Origin of the sequence: Neorhizobium sp. SHOUNA12A, assembly GCF_023006505.1 — a bacterium.
In the GTDB taxonomy this organism is placed as follows: Bacteria; Pseudomonadota; Alphaproteobacteria; order Rhizobiales; family Rhizobiaceae; genus Neorhizobium.
This window is the reverse complement of sequence record NZ_JALBGV010000035.1, coordinates 40,759-58,750: the sequence shown is the minus strand read 5'-3', so window position 1 is coordinate 58,750 and position 17,992 is coordinate 40,759. Positions and strand designations below refer to the sequence as shown.

General features: G+C 61.5%; 15 protein-coding genes and 1 pseudogene. 7 read left to right on the top strand and 9 right to left on the bottom strand.

The window, feature by feature from the left end:
* The 6 genes and pseudogenes from MOV63_RS17070 to MOV63_RS17045 all read left to right on the top strand — a co-directional run.
* Positions 1-889, top strand: a pseudogene (locus MOV63_RS17070) (hypothetical protein); the annotation flags it as partial.
* A 62-nt stretch (positions 890-951) separates the two neighbouring features.
* Positions 952-1,935 carry an ABC transporter substrate-binding protein gene (locus MOV63_RS17065; RefSeq protein ID WP_247035120.1) on the top strand — a complete coding sequence of 328 codons (984 nt, stop codon included), beginning with the start codon at positions 952-954 and terminating at the stop codon, positions 1,933-1,935.
* 63 nt (positions 1,936-1,998) lie between these two features.
* Positions 1,999-2,793, top strand: coding sequence for an ABC transporter ATP-binding protein (locus tag MOV63_RS17060; protein WP_247035118.1), 795 nt, complete (start codon positions 1,999-2,001; stop codon positions 2,791-2,793).
* Positions 2,790-3,605 (top strand): ABC transporter permease, encoded by an 816-nt coding sequence (locus MOV63_RS17055; protein WP_247035116.1) that lies wholly within the window; start codon positions 2,790-2,792, stop codon positions 3,603-3,605. The genes MOV63_RS17060 and MOV63_RS17055 overlap by 4 nt, the downstream gene beginning before the upstream one ends.
* Positions 3,602-4,381, top strand: a complete 780-nt coding sequence (locus tag MOV63_RS17050) for an ABC transporter permease (RefSeq protein WP_247035114.1) — start codon at positions 3,602-3,604, stop codon at positions 4,379-4,381. The genes MOV63_RS17055 and MOV63_RS17050 overlap by 4 nt, the downstream gene beginning before the upstream one ends.
* Positions 4,382-4,403: 22 nt before the next feature.
* Entirely contained in the window at positions 4,404-5,414 is a 1,011-nt protein-coding gene (locus MOV63_RS17045) for an amidohydrolase family protein (RefSeq protein ID WP_247035112.1), read from the top strand.
* A gap of 24 nt (positions 5,415-5,438) precedes the next feature.
* Here the strand turns inward: MOV63_RS17045 and MOV63_RS17040 are convergent, their stop codons facing one another.
* The 4 genes from MOV63_RS17040 to MOV63_RS17025 all read right to left on the bottom strand — a co-directional run bounded on the left by MOV63_RS17040 (position 5,439) and on the right by MOV63_RS17025 (position 10,869).
* The gene (locus MOV63_RS17040) at positions 5,439-6,677 is read right to left on the bottom strand and encodes a D-arabinono-1,4-lactone oxidase (protein ID WP_247035110.1); all 1,239 of its coding nucleotides are present in this window, start codon (positions 6,675-6,677) and stop codon (positions 5,439-5,441) included.
* Positions 6,678-6,691: 14 nt separating this feature from the next.
* Complete coding sequence (locus MOV63_RS17035) at positions 6,692-7,459, bottom strand: SDR family NAD(P)-dependent oxidoreductase (protein ID WP_247035108.1); 768 nt, start codon at positions 7,457-7,459, stop codon at positions 6,692-6,694.
* A gap of 198 nt (positions 7,460-7,657) precedes the next feature.
* On the bottom strand, positions 7,658-9,019 hold the full coding sequence (locus MOV63_RS17030) for a sigma-54 dependent transcriptional regulator (protein WP_247035107.1): 1,362 nt from the start codon (positions 9,017-9,019) through the stop codon (positions 7,658-7,660).
* Positions 9,016-10,869: an ATP-binding protein gene (locus MOV63_RS17025; RefSeq protein ID WP_247035105.1), complete on the bottom strand. Its 1,854-nt coding sequence runs from the start codon at positions 10,867-10,869 to the stop codon at positions 9,016-9,018. Before MOV63_RS17025 ends, MOV63_RS17030 begins: the two co-directional genes overlap by 4 nt.
* A 221-nt stretch (positions 10,870-11,090) precedes the next feature.
* On the opposite strand from MOV63_RS17025, the gene MOV63_RS17020 reads away from it, so the two are divergent.
* Positions 11,091-12,425: a dicarboxylate/amino acid:cation symporter gene (locus tag MOV63_RS17020; RefSeq protein WP_247035103.1), complete on the top strand. Its 1,335-nt coding sequence runs from the start codon at positions 11,091-11,093 to the stop codon at positions 12,423-12,425.
* A gap of 101 nt (positions 12,426-12,526) precedes the next feature.
* Here the strand turns inward: MOV63_RS17020 and MOV63_RS17015 are convergent, their stop codons facing one another.
* The 5 genes from MOV63_RS17015 to MOV63_RS16995 form a co-directional block, all read right to left on the bottom strand.
* Positions 12,527-12,748 carry a hypothetical protein gene (locus MOV63_RS17015; protein ID WP_247035102.1) on the bottom strand — a complete coding sequence of 74 codons (222 nt, stop codon included), beginning with the start codon at positions 12,746-12,748 and terminating at the stop codon, positions 12,527-12,529.
* Positions 12,749-12,861: 113 nt separating this feature from the next.
* On the bottom strand, positions 12,862-14,073 hold the full coding sequence (locus MOV63_RS17010) for a mandelate racemase/muconate lactonizing enzyme family protein (protein WP_247035101.1): 1,212 nt from the start codon (positions 14,071-14,073) through the stop codon (positions 12,862-12,864).
* Positions 14,070-15,812: an ABC transporter ATP-binding protein gene (locus MOV63_RS17005; RefSeq protein ID WP_247035100.1), complete on the bottom strand. Its 1,743-nt coding sequence runs from the start codon at positions 15,810-15,812 to the stop codon at positions 14,070-14,072. The genes MOV63_RS17010 and MOV63_RS17005 overlap by 4 nt, the downstream gene beginning before the upstream one ends.
* Before the next feature lie 7 nt (positions 15,813-15,819).
* Positions 15,820-16,941: an ABC transporter permease gene (locus tag MOV63_RS17000; protein WP_247035099.1), complete on the bottom strand. Its 1,122-nt coding sequence runs from the start codon at positions 16,939-16,941 to the stop codon at positions 15,820-15,822.
* A 10-nt stretch (positions 16,942-16,951) separates the two neighbouring features.
* Positions 16,952-17,938, bottom strand: a complete 987-nt coding sequence (locus tag MOV63_RS16995) for an ABC transporter permease (RefSeq protein ID WP_040125117.1) — start codon at positions 17,936-17,938, stop codon at positions 16,952-16,954.
* Positions 17,939-17,992: the final 54 nt, after the last annotated feature.

The window sequence follows — 17,992 nt, the reverse complement described above, 5'->3', positions numbered from 1 at the left end:
GTGCCTGTTCGCAGCGCCGGCTGTCGCGGCCGTGAGCGCGGCGATTGCGCTTGGTCTTTCGGACGAACAGGTTGCCCAGGCGCTGGTGCTGTCCATGGCCGGCAGTTCGGGCCGCAACGGCCGCCCTTCCGGCACGCCGTCGGCGCGCTGGCTGGTAATCGGCGAAGCCACGCTGAAGGGCATTCGTGCGGCGCTTGCCGCGAAGGCGGGCATCATGGGGGATCTCGAACTCCTTTCTCCAAGCTGGATGAAGGGACAGGCGGCGGCAGCTGTTGCCCTGGAGCCTAACCATGTCGATCCGCTGGCGATTGCGCAGATGGGCATGAAGCCCTTCGTCTCCGCCCGCCAGGGCATCAATGCGATCCAGGCTTTCCGTCATCTGCTGGAGAAGGGTGTTGATCCCAATACCATCGGCAGTATCGAAGTTTTTCTGCCGCCGGTGGCAGCCCCCGTCGTCAGCCGGCCGCTTGTGGCCGAAGATCGTTTGACGACCATCGCCCATCTCGGCCTTCAGCTCGGCATCGCCGCCTTCGAGCCGGCTCGGCTGATGGATGTCGACCGCACCCGTCCCTTCAATGCGGAAGTCATGGCCTTTGCCCAGCGCGTGACGATCACGGCCGATGACACGCTCGCCGGCAAAGGTTGGCCGGCGCGGGTTGTCGTATCGACAAAGGGACAGACACGCGAGGCCGTTTGGCCGCAGACTTCCGGTGAGGGCGCGCAGGTGATGCTCGACCGCAAGATCGGAAGTCTTCCCGCTACGACAGCGCAGCGATTGCAGCGGCTGCAAGCCACGCTTGCCGATGCCGGCGCGGCTGCGGTTCAGGAGGCCCGCGGCGTCCTGCTGAAGTTTACGGATGCCTCTTTCCGGAGGAGCGAGGCAGCCTGAGGGAGACTGGAATTCACGAAAGCAGATGCCGCAGGGAGTGTCGGCGTCACAAGGAGGAGAGAATGTTGAAATTTCTGAAAACCATGGCGACAGCGGCGGCATTTGCCGCGCTGTCCTTTCAGGCGGCGAGCGCCCAGGCGATCGAGAAGAAGGACATCACGATCGGCCTGCCGCTCAATACCTCGACCCTGTTGCCGATCTATGTTGCCGATGCACAGGGTTTCTTCAAGGAAGAGGGTATCAACGTCAAGATCGTCGCCTTCAAGGGCGGCACGGACCTGGTGCGCGGCATGGTCGCCGGCGCCGTGGATATCGGCGTTGGCGCCTTCTCGGAAGCGCTTGTCGGGGTCGAAACCGGCCAGGGCGTGAAGATCTTCTACGGCGGCTTCAACATGGCCGTCTTCGACTGGTATTCGGTGCCGTCGATCAAGACGCTCGAAGACGCCAAGGGCAAGCGTTTCGGTATCTCGACCTTCGGTTCCTCGACCGACTTCCTGACGCGTTATGCGCTGAAGACAAAGGGCATCGATCCGAAGAGCGAAGTGCAGATCGTCCAGGGCGGCGGCTCCGTGCCGCGTCTCGCTGCGATGGAAGCCGGCCAGCTCGAAGTCAATATCTTCGCGACGCCGGAAAAGTTCATGGCGGCCGATCGCGGCTTCAACCTGATCCTGCAACAGAAGTCGATTGCGCCGGATTTCCCATTCCACTGCTTCTATGCGCGTGAGGATTTCATCAAGAACGATCCGAATGCCATCAAGGCCGTGCTGCGCGGCTTTGCCAAGGCCGTCCGGTGGTCCAAGGCCCACAAGGAAGAATCGGTCAAGCTCCTCGCCTCCAAGCTCGGCCTCGAGGAGACCTATCTCAACCGCGGTTATGACGACTTCATCGATGAGATCTTCGAAGACGGCCGTCTGGCGAGCGACGCGGGCATGAAGGCCTTCTGGGACGTCGGCATCATGAACGGCACCTATAAGCAACCCATGCCGGTCGAAAAGTATTGGGTCGGCACGTTCCACGATACCTACAACGAGTGGAAGCCGAAGTGAGCCTTCCATTTGCATGATAATATAACGAGAGCGGGCGGAGGCCCGCTCCAGGAGGAGAAAGCAGTGGCGCAGATTGAAATCCGCGATCTCGGAATCGACTATCGCAAACCGAAGAGCAACGAGGTGTTCTCTGCCGTCGACAGTGTCGCCTTGTCGGTCGAAAAGGGCGAATTCGTCACCATCGTCGGCTCCAGCGGTTGCGGCAAGAGCACGCTGCTGATGGCAGTCGCGGGGCTTGTGAGCCTGACGCGTGGTTCGATTGAGATCGATGGCAAGCGGGTTGATGGTCCGGGTCCCGACCGCGCGGTGGTGTTTCAGGAAGCCTCTCTTCTTCCCTGGCGTTCGGTGCGCGGCAACGTCAAGTTCGGGCTCGAAATGCAGCGCTGGAGCGGCGGCGACCTCAACGAGCGGGCCATGCAGATGATCCGCCTCGTCGGCCTCGGCCGCTTCTCCGACTATCATCCCCACCAGCTTTCCGGTGGCATGCGCCAGCGTGTCAACATCGCCCGCGCGCTTGCCGTCGATCCTGAAGTGCTGCTCATGGACGAGCCGTTCGGGGCACTCGACGCCCAGACCCGCGAGATCATGGGCACCGAGCTTCTGCGCATCTGGGAGCGCGCCAAGAAAACGGCTTTGTTCGTCACCCACGATATCGACGAAGCGATATTCCTTGCCGACAAGATCGTCGTCATGGGCCGAAACCCGGGTCATATCAAGGAAGTGATCAAGGTCGACCTGCCGCGCCCGCGCAACGAGGCAATCCTCGACAGCGAGGAGTTCCACGAATTGCGCAAGCGCCTGCGCGCCCATCTGGCGGAAGACATGTCCAGCATGCAGCTGGTGCAGGAGGTCGCATGAGATCGGCAGAAATAACCGCTGGACCAGCGGAAACCCGGCAGCTTTCCCTCTCCTTCCTGCGTCCGTCCCGCTCGGCGATCATCGGGACGCTTGCGGTCCTTGCATTTCTTGTGCTGTGGCAGATCGCCCCGACCATGGGCTGGGTGAATGGCCGTTTCACCAGCCGCCCGACGGAGGTTTTCTTCGCGGCGATCGATATCTTCCGGAATGACAATTTCCTCTATCACGCCCGCATCAGCCTGACGGAGTTCGTCGCCGGTTTCGCGCTGGCGATCGTGGTGTCCATTCCGCTCGGCGTGCTGCTCGGCACCTCGAAGATCGCCCGCTACCTGATCGATCCGCCGCTGATGGCGCTTTATATCGCCCCGACGCTGGTGCTGCTGCCAATCATGGTGATCTGGCTCGGCATCGACATGGCGCCGAAGATCGCCGTGGTTTTCCTCGGCGCTGTCTTCCCGATCGTTCTCAACACCATGGCCGGCATGAGCGAAGCCGATCCGCGGTTTCTCCGGATGGCGCGTTCCTTCGGAGCGACCAGGTTCGATATCTTCACCCGCGTCCTGGTGCCCGGTTCGCTGCCGGCGCTGCTGACCGGTCTCAGGCTTGCCGTCGGCCGTGCCGTGCTTGGCGTGATCGTCGGCGAGCTGTTCGTGTCGCAGGCGGGCATCGGCTATCAGCTCAATCTCTATGGCTCCGCCATGCGCATCGACCGGCTGCTCGTCTATGCATTGATCGTCAGCGCCTTCGGCTACACGCTGACCGTCATGGTCCGCTCCGTGGAGAACAAGGTCCGCGACTGGAGGTCGAAATGATCGCCGAACTTTTCTATCGCCGCCAGGCGCTGGTGCTCGGCACCCTGTCGATGATCGGCATCGTGGCTTTCTGGCAGATCGCCGTCGACACCGGTTTCATCAATCCGTTCTTCATCTCGACGCCGAGCCAGGTCGCCGTGGAATTCATGGCTCAGTTCGAAGATGGTTCGGTCGCCACCAATGTGGCGGCGACGCTTTATTGCTTCGCCTGGTCGCTCGGTCTTGCCGCTGTGGTCGGTATTGTCCTCGGCATGCTGGCCGGCTGGTTTGCGGATGTGGAATCGGCGCTCGAACCGTTCATCTGGTTCAAATATTCGGCGCCGACCGTCGCCTTCTATCCGCTTTTCGTCGCCTGGCTCGGATACGGCCGGCCGACGATTATTGCGATCGCCTTCCTTTTCGCACTGACGCCGATCTATGCCAACACCCTGTCCGGCATCAAGAATACCGATCGCGACCTTGCCCGCGCGGCGCGTTCCTTCGGGGCGAAGCCGCTCGACATCTTCCTGCGTGTTGCATTGCCGGGATCGGTGCCGGTGATGATGGCCGGCCTTCGCCTCGGCGTCGGCCGGGCGCTGACCGGTGTCGTGGTCGCAGAACTCTTCGGCGCCAATGCCGGCCTTGGCTACGCCATCACCTACTATGGGCAGTTGATGCAGACGACCAAGATGATGGTGTCGATCGTCATCGTCGTCGTGCTCGGTGTGCTGCTGACCCAGATCCTGTCGTTCCTGGAAACCAGGACCGATTCCTGGCGCGTCGATAACAACCGCTGAAGAACATCTTGAGGACAGGCGCATGAAAATCATCGATTCCCATTTCCACTGGTGGCCGCGGTCGATTTTCGAACCGCTTCTGAAGCGCGAAGGTTTTCCAAGGGCGGTCGTCAATGCGCGCGGCGGCTACACCTATCACGGCGCCAATGGGCGCCGCGGCACGGTGGCGAGCTGGAAGGAATGGTTCGATCTCGACGAGCAGCTCGGCTATATGGACAGTCTCGGCCATGACATTTCGGTGGTCTGCTCGATCGGCCCGCTGTCGATCTACTTTTCGGAACTGCCGGTCGAGGAAGGCCGCGACGCGGCGCTGGCCTGGAACGAGGAAATGGCCTGGGCGCAGCGGCGTTATCCCGGCCGCGTCTGGGCCTCTGCGGCGATTCCGCTGGTCGATACGCGAGTTGCGATCGAAGTGCTCGACGATGCGGTCAACCGGCTTGGTCTGATGGGGGTCAACCTGCCCGGCAGCGTCGGCAAGGAGGGCATGATCGACGATGTCCGGCTGGAACCCTTCTACCAGCGGGTCGCGGAACTTGGCCTGCCGATGTTCCTGCATCCGACCGATGCGGTTTTCGCCGACGTGATGCAGGGCTATAATGATGCCCTGCACCTGAGCCTCGGCCGCGTGGTCGAAGTGAGCGCGGCAGCGTCGCGGCTCATCCTTTCCGGCATGATGGAGCGTCACCCGGGCCTCAAGATCGTCATGTCACATACGGGCGGCGCGCTGCCATACCAATCCGGCCGCATGGACAAAAATTCAAAGACCGCCGGCCTGACCAAGCCGGTCAGCCATTACCTGCACCAGATGTTCACCGATACGGTTTCGCCGCATTCCGCCGGCCAGAGGTTCGCGATCGAATATTTCGGCGCCGATAACGTCATGTACGGTACGGACTATCCCTGCTGGGACCCGGCCGTCTGCCTGAAGCTTCTCGACGAGATCGAGATGAGCGCCGCCACCAAGCAGAAGATCTTCCACGATAACGCGGTGCGCATTCTCGGCCTCAAACCGTCCAAGGCCGCCGCTGCCTAGACGCGATTGATAGAAGCTTGATCCTTATCCAAACAACATCTTCAAGTGGTCGTTCAGGAACCGGCCTTTCGGATCCAAATCCCGTCTGAGCGCTCGAAACTCTTTGGCGCGAGGGTAAAGCCTTGTGACGTCGTCCGTGTCGAGGAAATGCATCTTTCCCCAATGCGGCCGAGAATTGTACCTGCCAAGAATTTGGTCGACGTCCCTCAGGAAGGGCCAGTAGTCGATACCCGGACCACCCGACACCGACAGGGTGATACTGTCCTGGTGATGAAAGGGGCTCATCCAGGCCGGATCGCCCGCGGTAAACCGGTATTCGATCGGATAGATGCAGTTGGTGTGCTTGTTGAGCATCAGATCCCGGACAGCCCTCACCGCGGCCTTGCCGTGCTCGAGCGGAACAGCGTATTCCAGCTCGACGAAATTCGGCACGTATTCGATGGGATAAACTTCCGAACTATAGGCAATTTTCTCGAATTCGCTTTCCATCGGTGCTGCGTCGGTCATGTCCATGACCTTCATCTCGCAGACATCGGCCAGCTTGTTGGTGCTCGACACCGCAGACGTGTCGGCAAGGCAATAGAGATGGCGGCTTTCGGGCGTCGGGCACCAGAAGAAACCGAAATGGCGATGTCTGGAAGCCAGCTCATCGTGGCGTTCCATACAGGTCTCGAAATCGTCCCGCCAGAGACGTTCGTGCAGATTATAGGTGTCCATGACGTTGAGCGTCAGCGAGGAGATAACGCCGAGCGTACCAACCGAAACCTGGGCCGCATGCAGCCTGTCCTTGTCGCGACCGTCGATATCGAGAATGTCTCCGGTGGCGGTGACGATACGCATGCCGGCAATCGACGAGGCCAGATTTCCGAGCTTGATCCCGGTACCGTGGGTTCCGGTCGTAAACGCGCCGGCGACAGCCTGGCTGTCGATGTCGCCCTGGTTGACCAGCGAAAGACCGTGCTCCTTCAGCGTCCTACCGATTTCGTTGATGCGCGTGCCGCCGGCGACGGTGATCTGCTTTCGCTCGCGGTCGATATTCTGCACGCCGCGCAGGTTTGCGAGCGACAGCAGCAGGCCGTTGGTGCCGACGACGGGCGTGAAGGAATGTCCCGAGCCCGAAACACGCACCGCCAGGTCACGCCGATCGGCTTCGTGGACAAGCTCTGCCACTTCGGCTTCCGTTTCCGGCGATGCCTTGAATTGTGAAACACAATATTGATTGCCGACCCAGTTGCGCCACAGACCGCCTTTTTCCAAAGCCATGTCTCCCCCTCCCCTCACATCGCTGTAAAACAATTGTCGACAAACAGATGGGTACCGCTGACGAAGCTGGCATCGTCGCTCGCCAGGTAGAGAGCCGCCTTGGCCACCTCGTCCGGCCGGCACATCCGGCCCTGTTGGGCCGCGATCGCCGCATCCGAGACGTCGACCCCGTAGCGGGTCAGTTCCTCGACCTCCTTTTGGCCATGCGGCGTCTGAATGAAGCCGGGGCAGACGGCGTTGCAGCGGATGTTGCGGTTGCGGAATTCGACCGCAATCGCCCGGGCAAACATGTGGCACGCGCCCTTGGTCGTATCGTAGAGAACTTCCATCGGTGTGGCGGCGACCGCCGAGATCGACGACGTGCAGACGATGGACCCGCCGCCAGCCTTGATCATCTGCGGCAGGACGGCACGCGTCATCAGGAACATGCTGCGGACATTGATGGCCATCAGCCGATCCCAGTCCTCCACCGAGGTTTCGAGGAACGGCCGGACGATGATCGTTCCGGCATGATTGAACAGAACCGTGATCGGTCCGAGTTCGCCGGAAATCGCGTCTACCGCCTGTTTCACCTGCAATTCGTCGGAAACGTCGGCGGGTGCAAACGCAACCTTCATACCCTGTTCACGCAGGCGAGCGGCCACAGCCGCCCCCTGGCTATGCGGGAGATCAACGATCCCGACCGCAGCACCTTCCCGGGCAAAAAGTTCGGTCGCGGCAAGCCCGCATCCGCCCGCGCCGCCACTGATGAGCGCGACCTTACCGTCCAGACGACCAGCCATTCATCCTCCACCATCGTTGATGACCGCCGATCAGTAGCTGAGTAGGGCTCTTTCGCGCCTCTTGTTCTCCGGCTGATGAAGGATGGCCATGCTTCTGCTTGATGGCAGCAAGTTGGCCTATTTTTGTGCCGCGGTCTATCGCTGACGTGGCCCCGTGCGTACCGCGCGAACCGATAGAGCCTGCCTGCGGCTTGAACCCTATCGGGCCGGCTTGACACCCTGGTCGAAGGAGGCGCGCTCTATCCCGTGCCGTTGGAGCTTGTCGTAGAAGGTCTTTCGCGGAATTCCGAGCGCGTCGATCGTACGGCGGACATCGCCTCCGTTGCTGGCCAGCGTCTCCCGGAGGATTTCCGCTTCATGCTGGTTGAGGCGCTGGGGTAACGTCAAGGTGGCCGCCTCTGGTGACGCCGTCGCCCTGTCGTCGTCACCTGCAAGCCCGAGGACGAAACGCTCCGCGAAGTGAGACAGTTCGCGGACATTGCCGGGCCAATGGTGGGTTTCGAGATATTGGCGGGTAAAGGATGACAGAGCGGGCGTTTGACGGTTGAACCGCTTGGCGGCCCGTTCGCAAAAGAATCCGAACAGGAGGAGGATGTCGTCGCGCCGTTCACGCAGCGGCGGGATGGAGATGGTGACGACGTTGAGCCGGTAATAGAGGTCTTCGCGAAATGCGCCGCGTTGCGAGGGATCGCCGAGATCGACCTTGGCGGCGGCCACGACCCTCAGGTCGATCGGCCGAGTCTCATTGGTGCCGAGAGGTGCCACTTCACGCGCTTCCAGGACGCGCAGCATGTGGATCTGCGTGGCGGGCGGCATGCTTTCGATCTCGTCGAGGAAAAGCGTGCCGCCGCTCGAATATTCGATCCTGCCGACCCGCTTCTTTTGCGCGCCGGTAAAAGCGCCGGGCTCGTGGCCGAACAATTCGCTTTCGATAATCGTTTCGGGAAGCGCCCCGCAATTGAGCGCGACGAAACTGCCCTTCGAGCGCCGGCTCCATCGATGGATCAGATTGGCAACGACCTCCTTGCCGCTGCCTGTCTCTCCGGTCACCAGAACGTCGACGTCGGTATCGGCAATCTGGCGAAGCGTTCTGCGCAGTCGCTCCATGGCGACGGTCTGGCCGATGAGCGGCAGGTCGTCGCGTGCCTGTTCCGCCACATCGCGGAGCGTCCTGTTCTCCAGTATCAGCCGCCGTTTTTCGGCAGCGCGGCGGATGGCCTGCACCAGACGGTCCGCGGGGAAGGGTTTGGTGATGAAGTCGTAAGCGCCATCCTGCATCGCCTTGACGGCCATCGGTATGTCACCATGGCCGGTCATCAGGATGACGGGAAGGTCGGGATCGAGCTTGCGGACGCGATCGAAGAGCTGCAGCCCGTCGATCTCGGGCATGCGGATGTCGGAAACGATGACGCCAGCGAAACTATCGTCGATCCGGACCAGCGCGGCGGAAGCCTTGGAAAATCGAAAGACTGCAAAGCCCGCAAGCTCGATCGTCTGGGCGGTAGCCTTGAGAAGATCGGCATCGTCGTCAACCAGAATGACAGGCGTTGGATTGCTCATGATACCGCCTTGCGCAGATAGACAATAAAAGTCGTGCCGGTTTCGCCGCTTTCGACTTCGATACGACCGCCGTAATCGGCGACGATATCCTTCGAAATGACCAGGCCAAGTCCAAGACCCTTTTCCTTGGACGTGTTGAACGGCGAAAAGAGCGAGCTTCTGATTGCCGGATCAATGCCGGGGCCATTGTCCGAGACGCGGATCACGATCTCGTCCGACAACGTCTCCACGGAGACTTTGACGCTTGCATCGGTCCGGCCTTCCAGCGCTTCCAAGGCATTCTGGAACAGATTGATCAGCACCTGTTCGAGCCGGACGCGATTGCCGGTGACGGCAAGGCCGGGCGGCGGCAGATCGATCGCGAGTATGTCGAGCCGTCCGGCGAAGCGGCTCCGCAAAAGAACGACCGCGCCTTCGATGGCACCCCGCAGATCGACGGCTTCGGGCGGCGTTCGTCCCTTGCGTCCGAAGGCCTTGAGTTCCTCGGTGATCATGCCGATCCGCTCCGTCAGCGCTGCGATCTCGCCGAGATTTTCCTCCGCCGAGGCTTTCCGGTTCCGCTGCAGGAAGATACGGGCATTGTCTGCATAGGCGCGGATTGTTGCGACCGGTTGGTTGATTTCATGGGCAACCCCGGCCGCAACCTGGCCAAGGATCGCCAGGCGGTTTGCCTGCACGAGTTCCTGCTGCACCACCTGCAGTTTTGACTCAGTACTGCGGTGATCGGCAATCTCCTCCTGCAGGAGGTCCCGGGCGCGGCTCAGATCGACGGTTCGTTCCGTGACACGACGTTCGAGCTCTTCGCGAAGGGTTTTCTCCGCGGCGATGCGAATGGTGATCATCTGCCGCCGCCTCAGAAGGAATGCGATCAGCGCCAGGATCGGAACGAGCACGGCAAGTGCAAGCAGCCGCGCCTCGCGTACCGCGGCTGCCACGGACGGCTCGGTCGGCACCAGATATTCAAGGCGCCAGGATGTCGAGGGGACCGGCGTCAGAAGGCGAAGATACTCACCTTCGCTTGTTCCCGGCAAAACCGCCGAAACGATCGATGCGTCGTCGGAGAGAGGTTGCTGCCGCACGATGGGAAGAGGCGTCAAAGGGGCGTCGCCGAATTGCAGGCTCTGGCGGATGGCGCCAAGCCGCTCTGCCGGCAATGGCGCAGTGGTGGTAAAACGCCAGGAGGGAACGCTGGTGATCAAAACGACACCACTGGCGTCGGTGACATAGACGGGACGGTTTGCATCCCGCCAATCGCTTTCAAGCTGGTCGAATTCCATCTTCACCACAACGACACCGAGGGCGCCGGCCTGGTTTTCGGCGCGCCGCGAGATATAGAGTCCGGGGCGTTTGCTGACGCTGCCCAAAGCGAAGTGCTCTGCCGTTCCGTTCTCCATCGCCCGTTGAAAATATTCGCGGAACGAATAATCGTTGCCGACAAAGCTCAAGGGTTCGCGCCAGTTGCTGGATGCGACCGCGATGCCGTCCCTGCCGGTGACGTAGAGAACGGAGGCGTGGGTGCCGGCCACGAGCCCTTCCAGTTTTCGGTCCAGGGCATCGACCGCTTCTGCGTCTCTCGATGCGAGTGCGCCGACCACCTGTTGATCCTCGGCCAGAAGCAGGGGAAGCGCGCGCGGTCTTTCGAGCACCGCACGCAACAGCGCAACCTTCAGATTTGCATCGGCGTGGCCCTGTGCAATGAGCGCTGCGACTGCGGAACTGCGGCCGTAGTGACCGGCCGCATAAAGAGCGGATATCAGGAGCGCGGTGGCTGCCAGGCCAAAGACGGGCCAGGTTGACCGTGCGAACGGGGGAACCTTGACCGATTTCTCTCGATGACGCTGCTCAAGCATCGGTGAATGTGTGCATAAATCCGCATGAAATGCAAAGGCCGATGCGGAAATCCGCACGACCTATCCTGTAGCTCGCCTTCCACATCCAAATTTAAACGAGATGAATCAAATAGCTAGCGATATCCGCCTCTTTGGCACGCATGTTGCTCCGGGAAAGCCTGCAGCAACAGTAACGCCGCGCCCCGGGAGGCCAATTTGGTTGGGGCGCCATGGAGGATATGATGAACGCAACGATTTCCGATGCGCCAACGCACGGCAAGCTTCCTTTCTACCGCCACCTTTACTTTCAGGTTCTCGTGGCGATCGCCGCCGGCATCCTGCTCGGTCACTTCTATCCGGATACCGGCGCGTCCCTGAAGCCGCTCGGCGATGCCTTCATCAAGCTGGTGAAGATGATCATCGCGCCGGTGATCTTCCTGACCGTCGCAACCGGCATTGCCGGCATGGCCGATCTGCAAAAGGTCGGGCGAGTCGCCGGCAAGGCGATGATCTACTTTCTGGTGTTTTCGACGCTCGCGCTCGCCGTTGGCCTGCTCGTCTCGAATATCGTTCAGCCGGGTGCCGGCATGCACATCGATCCGGCCACGCTCGACGCCAAGGCGGTCGCGACCTATACGGCGAAGGCGCATGACACCACGATCACCGGCTTCTTGATGAACATCATTCCGGATACGATCGTCGGTGCCTTTGCACAGGGCGATATCCTGCAGGTGCTGTTCTTCTCGGTTCTCTTCGGCATCGCTCTTGGCATGGTCGGCGAACGCGGCCGTCCGGTCCTCGATTTCCTGCAGGCATTGACCGCGCCGATCTTCCGTCTCGTGACGATCCTGATGAAGGCTGCCCCGATCGGCGCCTTCGGCGCCATGGCCTTTACCATCGGCAAATACGGCATCGGTTCGATTGCCAATCTTGCGATGCTGATCGGCACTTTCTATCTCACCTCGCTCCTCTTCGTTCTGGTCGTCCTCGGTGCCGTCGCACGCTACAACGGCTTTTCGATCATCTCGCTCATCCGCTACATCAAGGAAGAACTGCTTCTTGTGCTCGGCACGTCCTCGTCGGAAGCGGCATTGCCCGGCCTGATGGCAAAAATGGAACGCGCCGGCTGCAAGCGCTCGGTGGTCGGTCTTGTCATTCCGACCGGCTATTCCTTCAATCTCGACGGCACCAACATCTACATGACGCTGGCCGCACTCTTCATCGCCCAGGCGACCGACACGCCGATCACGCTTGGCGACCAGATCCTGCTGCTGCTTGTCGCGATGTTGAGCTCGAAGGGAGCTGCAGGCATTACCGGAGCCGGCTTCATCACCCTGGCGGCGACTCTTTCGGTGGTTCCATCCGTGCCGGTCGCCGGCATGGCGCTGATCCTCGGCATCGATCGCTTCATGTCGGAATGCCGGGCGCTCACCAACCTGGTCGGCAATGCGGTCGCGACGGTCGTCGTCGCCCGCTGGGAAAACGAGCTGGACCCGACACAGTTCGCTGCCGCCATGGCAGGCAATGTCGACGCCGAAAACGCTGTGCTGATACCCTCAGCCCAGCCTGCCGAATAATCGTCTGCTTCTATCGCAGCCGAACAAAGGCCGCCGGCCAGCCGGCGGCCTTTGCCGTTTCCGCAGAACGGACGTGCTCTTGTCGAGGAATCAGCGCGGCTCTATTCTTCAGGCACACCGTCGAGCAGGCCGTCATACACTTCGATGAGTGCATTGGTGATCGCCTGTCCCAGCGCATTGCCGGCTCTTCGGACGTCGTCCTCGGTGCCGTCTCGTGAGGCTTTGGCCAGTTCAAAACCCTCTTCAGCGACGATCTGCTTGGCCACTTCGATAGCCCACAGCCCGAAGTCGCCGCGATTGTTTATGTTGATCGAGTCATCCATTGCGGTCTGCCTGTTGCTGGAGCAGCCTTCCTATATCGCCTCGGCAATGATGGACAGCGTCTATTCGCCGCCGCGAACGATGTCCCGATCAATTTTTCATGGCTGGGCCGCCCTCAGGTGTTGAAGTAATGCCGGCGCGACAGGCGCGTCTGCACATAGAGGCGTTCGCCGTGAGTCCCCGGCGCGTAGGCACCGCCGCTTTCCTGCACCGGGATCGAAACATTGCCGTCGCTCGGGAAGCGGGCGACGAATTCCTCGTCGATATCGCAGCCGAGACCCGGCCCATTCGGGACCGCAAGCGAACCGCCTTGCTGGACAGGGTGCGGCACGATCGTGTGCTTACGGCCCTCCCAGTCGTCGTCGATCCGTTCGAGGATGAGTGCGTTCGGGATCGAGGCGAGCAGATGAAGCGCCGCATATTCCGCGACCGGACCGAGCGAGCCGGAATGCGGCGCCATCTGGATGTGATGCGCTTCCGCCATCGCGGCGATCTTCTTCATTTGGGTAATGCCGCCGGCGCGTCCCGTATCCGGCTGGATCACGTCGACCAGTTCTTCCTCGATCAACTGCCGTTCGCCGAAGATGGTCGCAGTGCGTTCGCCGGCTGCGAGCGGGATATGGGCCGCGTCGCGGATACGCCGGTACCCTTCGACATTGTCCGGTGCGATCGGGTCTTCAACCCAAAGCAGTTCGTAGGGTTCGAGCTTGCGCACCAGGCGGCAGGCATCGGCCGGCGTCATCCACGGCGGGCCGTGCAGATCGATCGCGATGTCCATCTCGTCGCCGACGGCATCGCGCAGCATGGCGACCTTGCGAACCGGATCGGAAACGCCGCCGCATTTGAGAGCCTTGATGCCGCGGTTCTTGAGGGAAAGCGCCTTCTCGACCGTGTTGGCATGCGAATAGATCGGAATTCGGTCACGCAGCTTGCCTCCGAGCAGGTTCCATACCGGCACGCCCAGCACCTTGCCCTTGATGTCCCACAGCGCCATGTCGATGCCGGTCGCAGCGCCGCCACCGACCGTGCCGAGCATGCCGTGGCCCATCATGGCGATCGCCATCTTTTGCCACAGCTTTTCGATATGAGTCGGATCTTCCCCGATCAGAAGCGGGGCGAGGTCCCTGATCGCGGTTTCGACGACACGCGGCCAGCCGGAGCATTCGCCGATGCCGGTAATGCCCTCGTCGGTATCGATTTTCAGGAAGAGCCAGTTGCGGGTTCCGCCGAAAGGCTGGGCCGATTTTGGCACCGGCGCCGTCTGCCGCGCCTCAAGGTCGGGTGAGCCGACCTGCATAAGGAAGGTGCGAATACCGGTGATCTTCATCCTGCCGTGCTCCCATTCTTGACCTGGCTGGGTTCGGTATAACGGAATCGCCTGGAGCGATCGCGGTCGCGCGGATCCGGTCGCGGAATGGCCGAGATGAGCGCTTGCGTATAAGGGTGGTCCGGCGCGTTGCAGACCTTGTCGGCCTCGCCCACTTCGACAAGCTTGCCGCGATACATGACGCCTACCCGGTCGCACATGTAGCGAATGACCCCGATGTCGTGGCTGATGAAGATATAGGCGAGACCAAGTTCGTCCTGCAGCCGCATCAGAAGATCGAGCACCTGGAAGCGCACGGAAACGTCGAGCGCCGAGGTCGCCTCGTCGGCGACGATGATGCGCGGATTGAGCGTGATCGCCCGGGCGATGCCGATGCGCTGGCGCTGGCCGCCCGAAAACGCATGCGGGTAACGCTCACGTCCGGCCGGATCGAGGCCGACCTGATCCATCAGGTGGCAGACCCGCTCGTCGAGTTCCTTGCCACGGGCGATGCCGTTGACCAGCAGGGGTTCGCCGATCACCTGTGCGACGGTCATGCGCGGATTGAGCGACCCGAACGGGTCCTGGAAAACCATGCGCAGTTCGCGCCGTGCGGCCTTCAGCTCGGCACCTTCGAGTTTGGCAAGATCGACGACCTTGCCGTCGGCGCGGCGATAGAGCATCTCGCCACCCGTCGGATCATAGAGACGCATGATCGAGCGCCCCATTGTCGTCTTGCCGGAGCCGCTCTCTCCCACGATGCCGAGCGTCTCGCCGGGAAGCAGCGCGATCGAGACGTCGTTTAGCGCCTTCATGTCACCGAAATGCATGGAGAGGTTGCGGATGGTGAGGATCGGTTCGGCTGTCGTGTCGAGCGGCGGACGGGCAAGCCTGATCTCGGCCTTCTGCTCCAGCTTCAGCACAGAGCCGATCAGCATGCGTGTGTATGGATCCTGCGGCGCATGGAAGATCTGCTCGACCGGCCCGTATTCCTTGGCGACGCCATGATGCATGACCAGCACGTCGTCGGCGATCTGGGCGACGACGCCCATGTCGTGGGTGATGAACAGCACGGCCATGCCGGTCGACTGCTGCAGCCGTTTGATCAGGTCGAGGATTTCGGCCTGGGTCGTCACGTCGAGCGCCGTGGTCGGCTCGTCGGCAATCAGCAACTGCGGCTTGCAGGCAAGCGCCATGGCGATCATGGCGCGCTGGCGCATGCCGCCGGAATACTGGAAGGCGTAGCGGTCGAGCGCCTTTTCCGGATCGGGAATTTCCACCTGCCGCAGTAGCGAGATTGCCTCAGTCCTTGCCTGCGCCTTGCTCATGTTGAGGTGCAACCGCAGCACTTCGGTGATCTGGTCGCCAACCGTGTGCACCGGCGAGAGCGACGACATCGGCTCCTGGAAGATCATCGCGATGTCGCGGCCGCGCACCGAACGGATCGCCCGGCTGCGCGGGTTGAGCTTGGCGAGGTCGAGCGACGTGCCGTCCGGGCGGTGCAGTAAAATCGATCCGGAGGCAATCTCGCCGGGCGAGTCCACGATCTGCAGGATCGAGCGCGCGGTCACGGATTTCCCCGATCCGCTCTCGCCGACGACGCAGAGCGTTTTGCCAGGCTCGATCGAGAAGGAAAGATCATCCACGGCCCTGAAGACGCCGGTGCGGAGCGCAAACTCGGTCACCAGGTTCTTGACTTCGAGCAACGGCTTGCCCGCTGCAATCGAGGGGCGGGGGACGATGGAAAGGACATCGGTCATCGGCGCCTCACTTGTTGTAGGGATCGGCCGCATCACGCAGGCCGTCGCCGAAGAGGTTGAGCGCCATGACGGCGACGACGACCGCAAGCCCCGGCATGAAGAGCCATGGAGCGGTGGCGATGGAGCGGATGTTCTGCGCTTCACGCAGCAGCACACCCCAGGAAATTGTCGGCGGCTGCAGGCCGAGACCGAGGAACGACAGCGAGGTCTCCGCGAGGATCATCGCAGGCACCGCCAATGTCATCGAGGCGATGATGTGGCTCGAGAAGCTTGGCAACATATGGCGGAAGATGATGCGGCCTTCCGAGACGCCGTCGAGGCGTGCTGCGGCGACGAATTCTTCGGTGCGAAGCGACAGAAAGCGACCGCGCACGACGCGGGCAAGCTGCGCCCAACCGGTGAACGATAGGATGATGGTGATCATCATGTACTGGAGCGTTGCCGGCCAGCCCTGCGGCAATGCGGCCGCCAGCGCCAGCCAGATCGGAATCGTCGGCAGCGACAGCACGAAATCGATGACGCGCTGCATGACGAAATCGATCCGGCCGCCATAATAACCGGAGATGCCGCCGAGAACGATGCCGAGCAGCAGCGACAGGAAGACCCCGACCAGACCGATCGACAGCGATATCTGGGCACCTTGCACCGTGCGGCTATAGACGTCGCGGCCGAGGCGATCGGCGCCGAACAGATAAAGCGGCTTGGTCTTGTCCGTGGTGGCGATCAGGTGAATGTCGGTCTCGAAAAGACCGAGTACCGAATAGGTGTAGCCTCGACCAAAAAAGGCGATCGGCACCTTCACGCCCGTATCCTCCACGAAGACGGCTGCCAGCGTGTTCGGGTCCCGCGTCAGCTTCATCCCATAATAATGCGGTCCGATCTGGAAGCCGTTGGTGGTATCGAACAGGTGAAGGCTCTGCGGCGGGTGAAACGTCGAGCGGGCATTCTGCATGAACGGATCGTTGATCGCGAAGAAGCCCGGCACGAGCGCAACGATATACATGGCAAGCGTGACGACGAGCGCCGCCATGGCGAGCTTATGCCGCTTGAAAGCCCACCAGATGAGCTGCCATTGCGAGGCAACGGCGGCGCGGTCCGGCCTGACATTGGTGATGGAGACATCGACCATGGGTGTTCTCCTATTCTAGCCGAATGCGCGGATCGACCAGCGCAAGCAGGATGTCGCTGATCAGCGAGCCGATCAGGGTGAGCGCGCAGATCAAAAGCACGAAGGCGCCGGCGAGATACATGTCCTGTGCCATCAGTGACTGCAGAAGCAGCGGGGCGGCGGTCGGCAGGTTGAGGACGATCGCAACCACGACGGAGCCGGAAATCAGGTTCGGCAGCAGCCAGGCGATCGTCGAGATGAATGGGTTGAGTGCGATGCGCAGCGGATATTTGATCAGCAGCCGGAACTCGGAAAGTCCTTTTGCACGCGCCGTCGTCACATAGGGCTTCGGCAACTCGTCCAGCATATTGGCGCGCATGACGCGGATCAGGCTTGCGGTGGAAGAGATCGCCAGGATCGCAACCGGCAGCCACAGATGCGTCAGCAGGTCGTACATCTTGGCAAGGCTCCAGGAAGCCATCTCGTATTCCGGAGAGAAAAGCCCGCCGACGTCCGCGCCGAATTCGACCGCCGCGACATACATCAGCACCAGCGCCAGCAGGAAGGACGGGATAGACAGGCCGAAGAAGGTGAATGCCGTGAAGGCATAGTCGCCGATCGAGTACTTCTTCACCGCGGAATAGACGCCGATCGGCAGCGCCAGCGCCCAGGTGGCGATCAGGCTTACGAGGGCCAGCACAAGAGTGAGCGCCATACGCTCCCAGATCAGACCGGAGACTGGCTGTTGCCATTCGAACGAGATGCCGAAATCACCGCGGGTGAGAATGCCCCAGATCCATTTCAAATATTGTATCAACATCGGCTGGTCGAGGCCGAACCGCTCGCGCAGCTGTGCAGCGGTATTCTGGTCGACCACCTCGTTGGAAGACGCGAGAGTGGCAATGTAGGTGGTGACGAAGTCGCCGGGCGGGAGCTGGATCAGGACGAAGGCCAGGAAACTCACCGCAAACAGCGATGGGATCATCCAGAAAAGTCGCTTGACGATGAATTTCAGCATCGAACGCTCGCAATACGGATTGCACGGCATGCCGACGCGAGGCCAAAGGCTGTC

Excerpts from the sequence above, each read along its gene's own strand:
- MOV63_RS17065 (WP_247035120.1), top strand. The coding sequence starts at position 952 with ATGTTGAAATTTCTGAAAACCATGGCGACAGCGGCGGCATTTGCCGCG.
- MOV63_RS17055 (WP_247035116.1), top strand. The coding sequence starts at position 2,790 with ATGAGATCGGCAGAAATAACCGCTGGACCAGCGGAAACCCGGCAGCTT.
- MOV63_RS17050 (WP_247035114.1), top strand. The coding sequence starts at position 3,602 with ATGATCGCCGAACTTTTCTATCGCCGCCAGGCGCTGGTGCTCGGCACC.
- MOV63_RS17045 (WP_247035112.1), top strand. The coding sequence starts at position 4,404 with ATGAAAATCATCGATTCCCATTTCCACTGGTGGCCGCGGTCGATTTTC.
- MOV63_RS17040 (WP_247035110.1), bottom strand. The coding sequence starts at position 6,677 with ATGGCTTTGGAAAAAGGCGGTCTGTGGCGCAACTGGGTCGGCAATCAA.
- MOV63_RS17035 (WP_247035108.1), bottom strand. The coding sequence starts at position 7,459 with ATGGCTGGTCGTCTGGACGGTAAGGTCGCGCTCATCAGTGGCGGCGCG.
- MOV63_RS17030 (WP_247035107.1), bottom strand. The coding sequence starts at position 9,019 with ATGAGCAATCCAACGCCTGTCATTCTGGTTGACGACGATGCCGATCTT.
- MOV63_RS17025 (WP_247035105.1), bottom strand. The coding sequence starts at position 10,869 with ATGCTTGAGCAGCGTCATCGAGAGAAATCGGTCAAGGTTCCCCCGTTC.
- MOV63_RS17020 (WP_247035103.1), top strand. The coding sequence starts at position 11,091 with ATGAACGCAACGATTTCCGATGCGCCAACGCACGGCAAGCTTCCTTTC.
- MOV63_RS17015 (WP_247035102.1), bottom strand. The coding sequence starts at position 12,748 with ATGGATGACTCGATCAACATAAACAATCGCGGCGACTTCGGGCTGTGG.
- MOV63_RS17010 (WP_247035101.1), bottom strand. The coding sequence starts at position 14,073 with ATGAAGATCACCGGTATTCGCACCTTCCTTATGCAGGTCGGCTCACCC.
- MOV63_RS17005 (WP_247035100.1), bottom strand. The coding sequence starts at position 15,812 with ATGACCGATGTCCTTTCCATCGTCCCCCGCCCCTCGATTGCAGCGGGC.
- MOV63_RS17000 (WP_247035099.1), bottom strand. The coding sequence starts at position 16,941 with ATGGTCGATGTCTCCATCACCAATGTCAGGCCGGACCGCGCCGCCGTT.
- MOV63_RS16995 (WP_040125117.1), bottom strand. The coding sequence starts at position 17,938 with ATGCTGAAATTCATCGTCAAGCGACTTTTCTGGATGATCCCATCGCTG.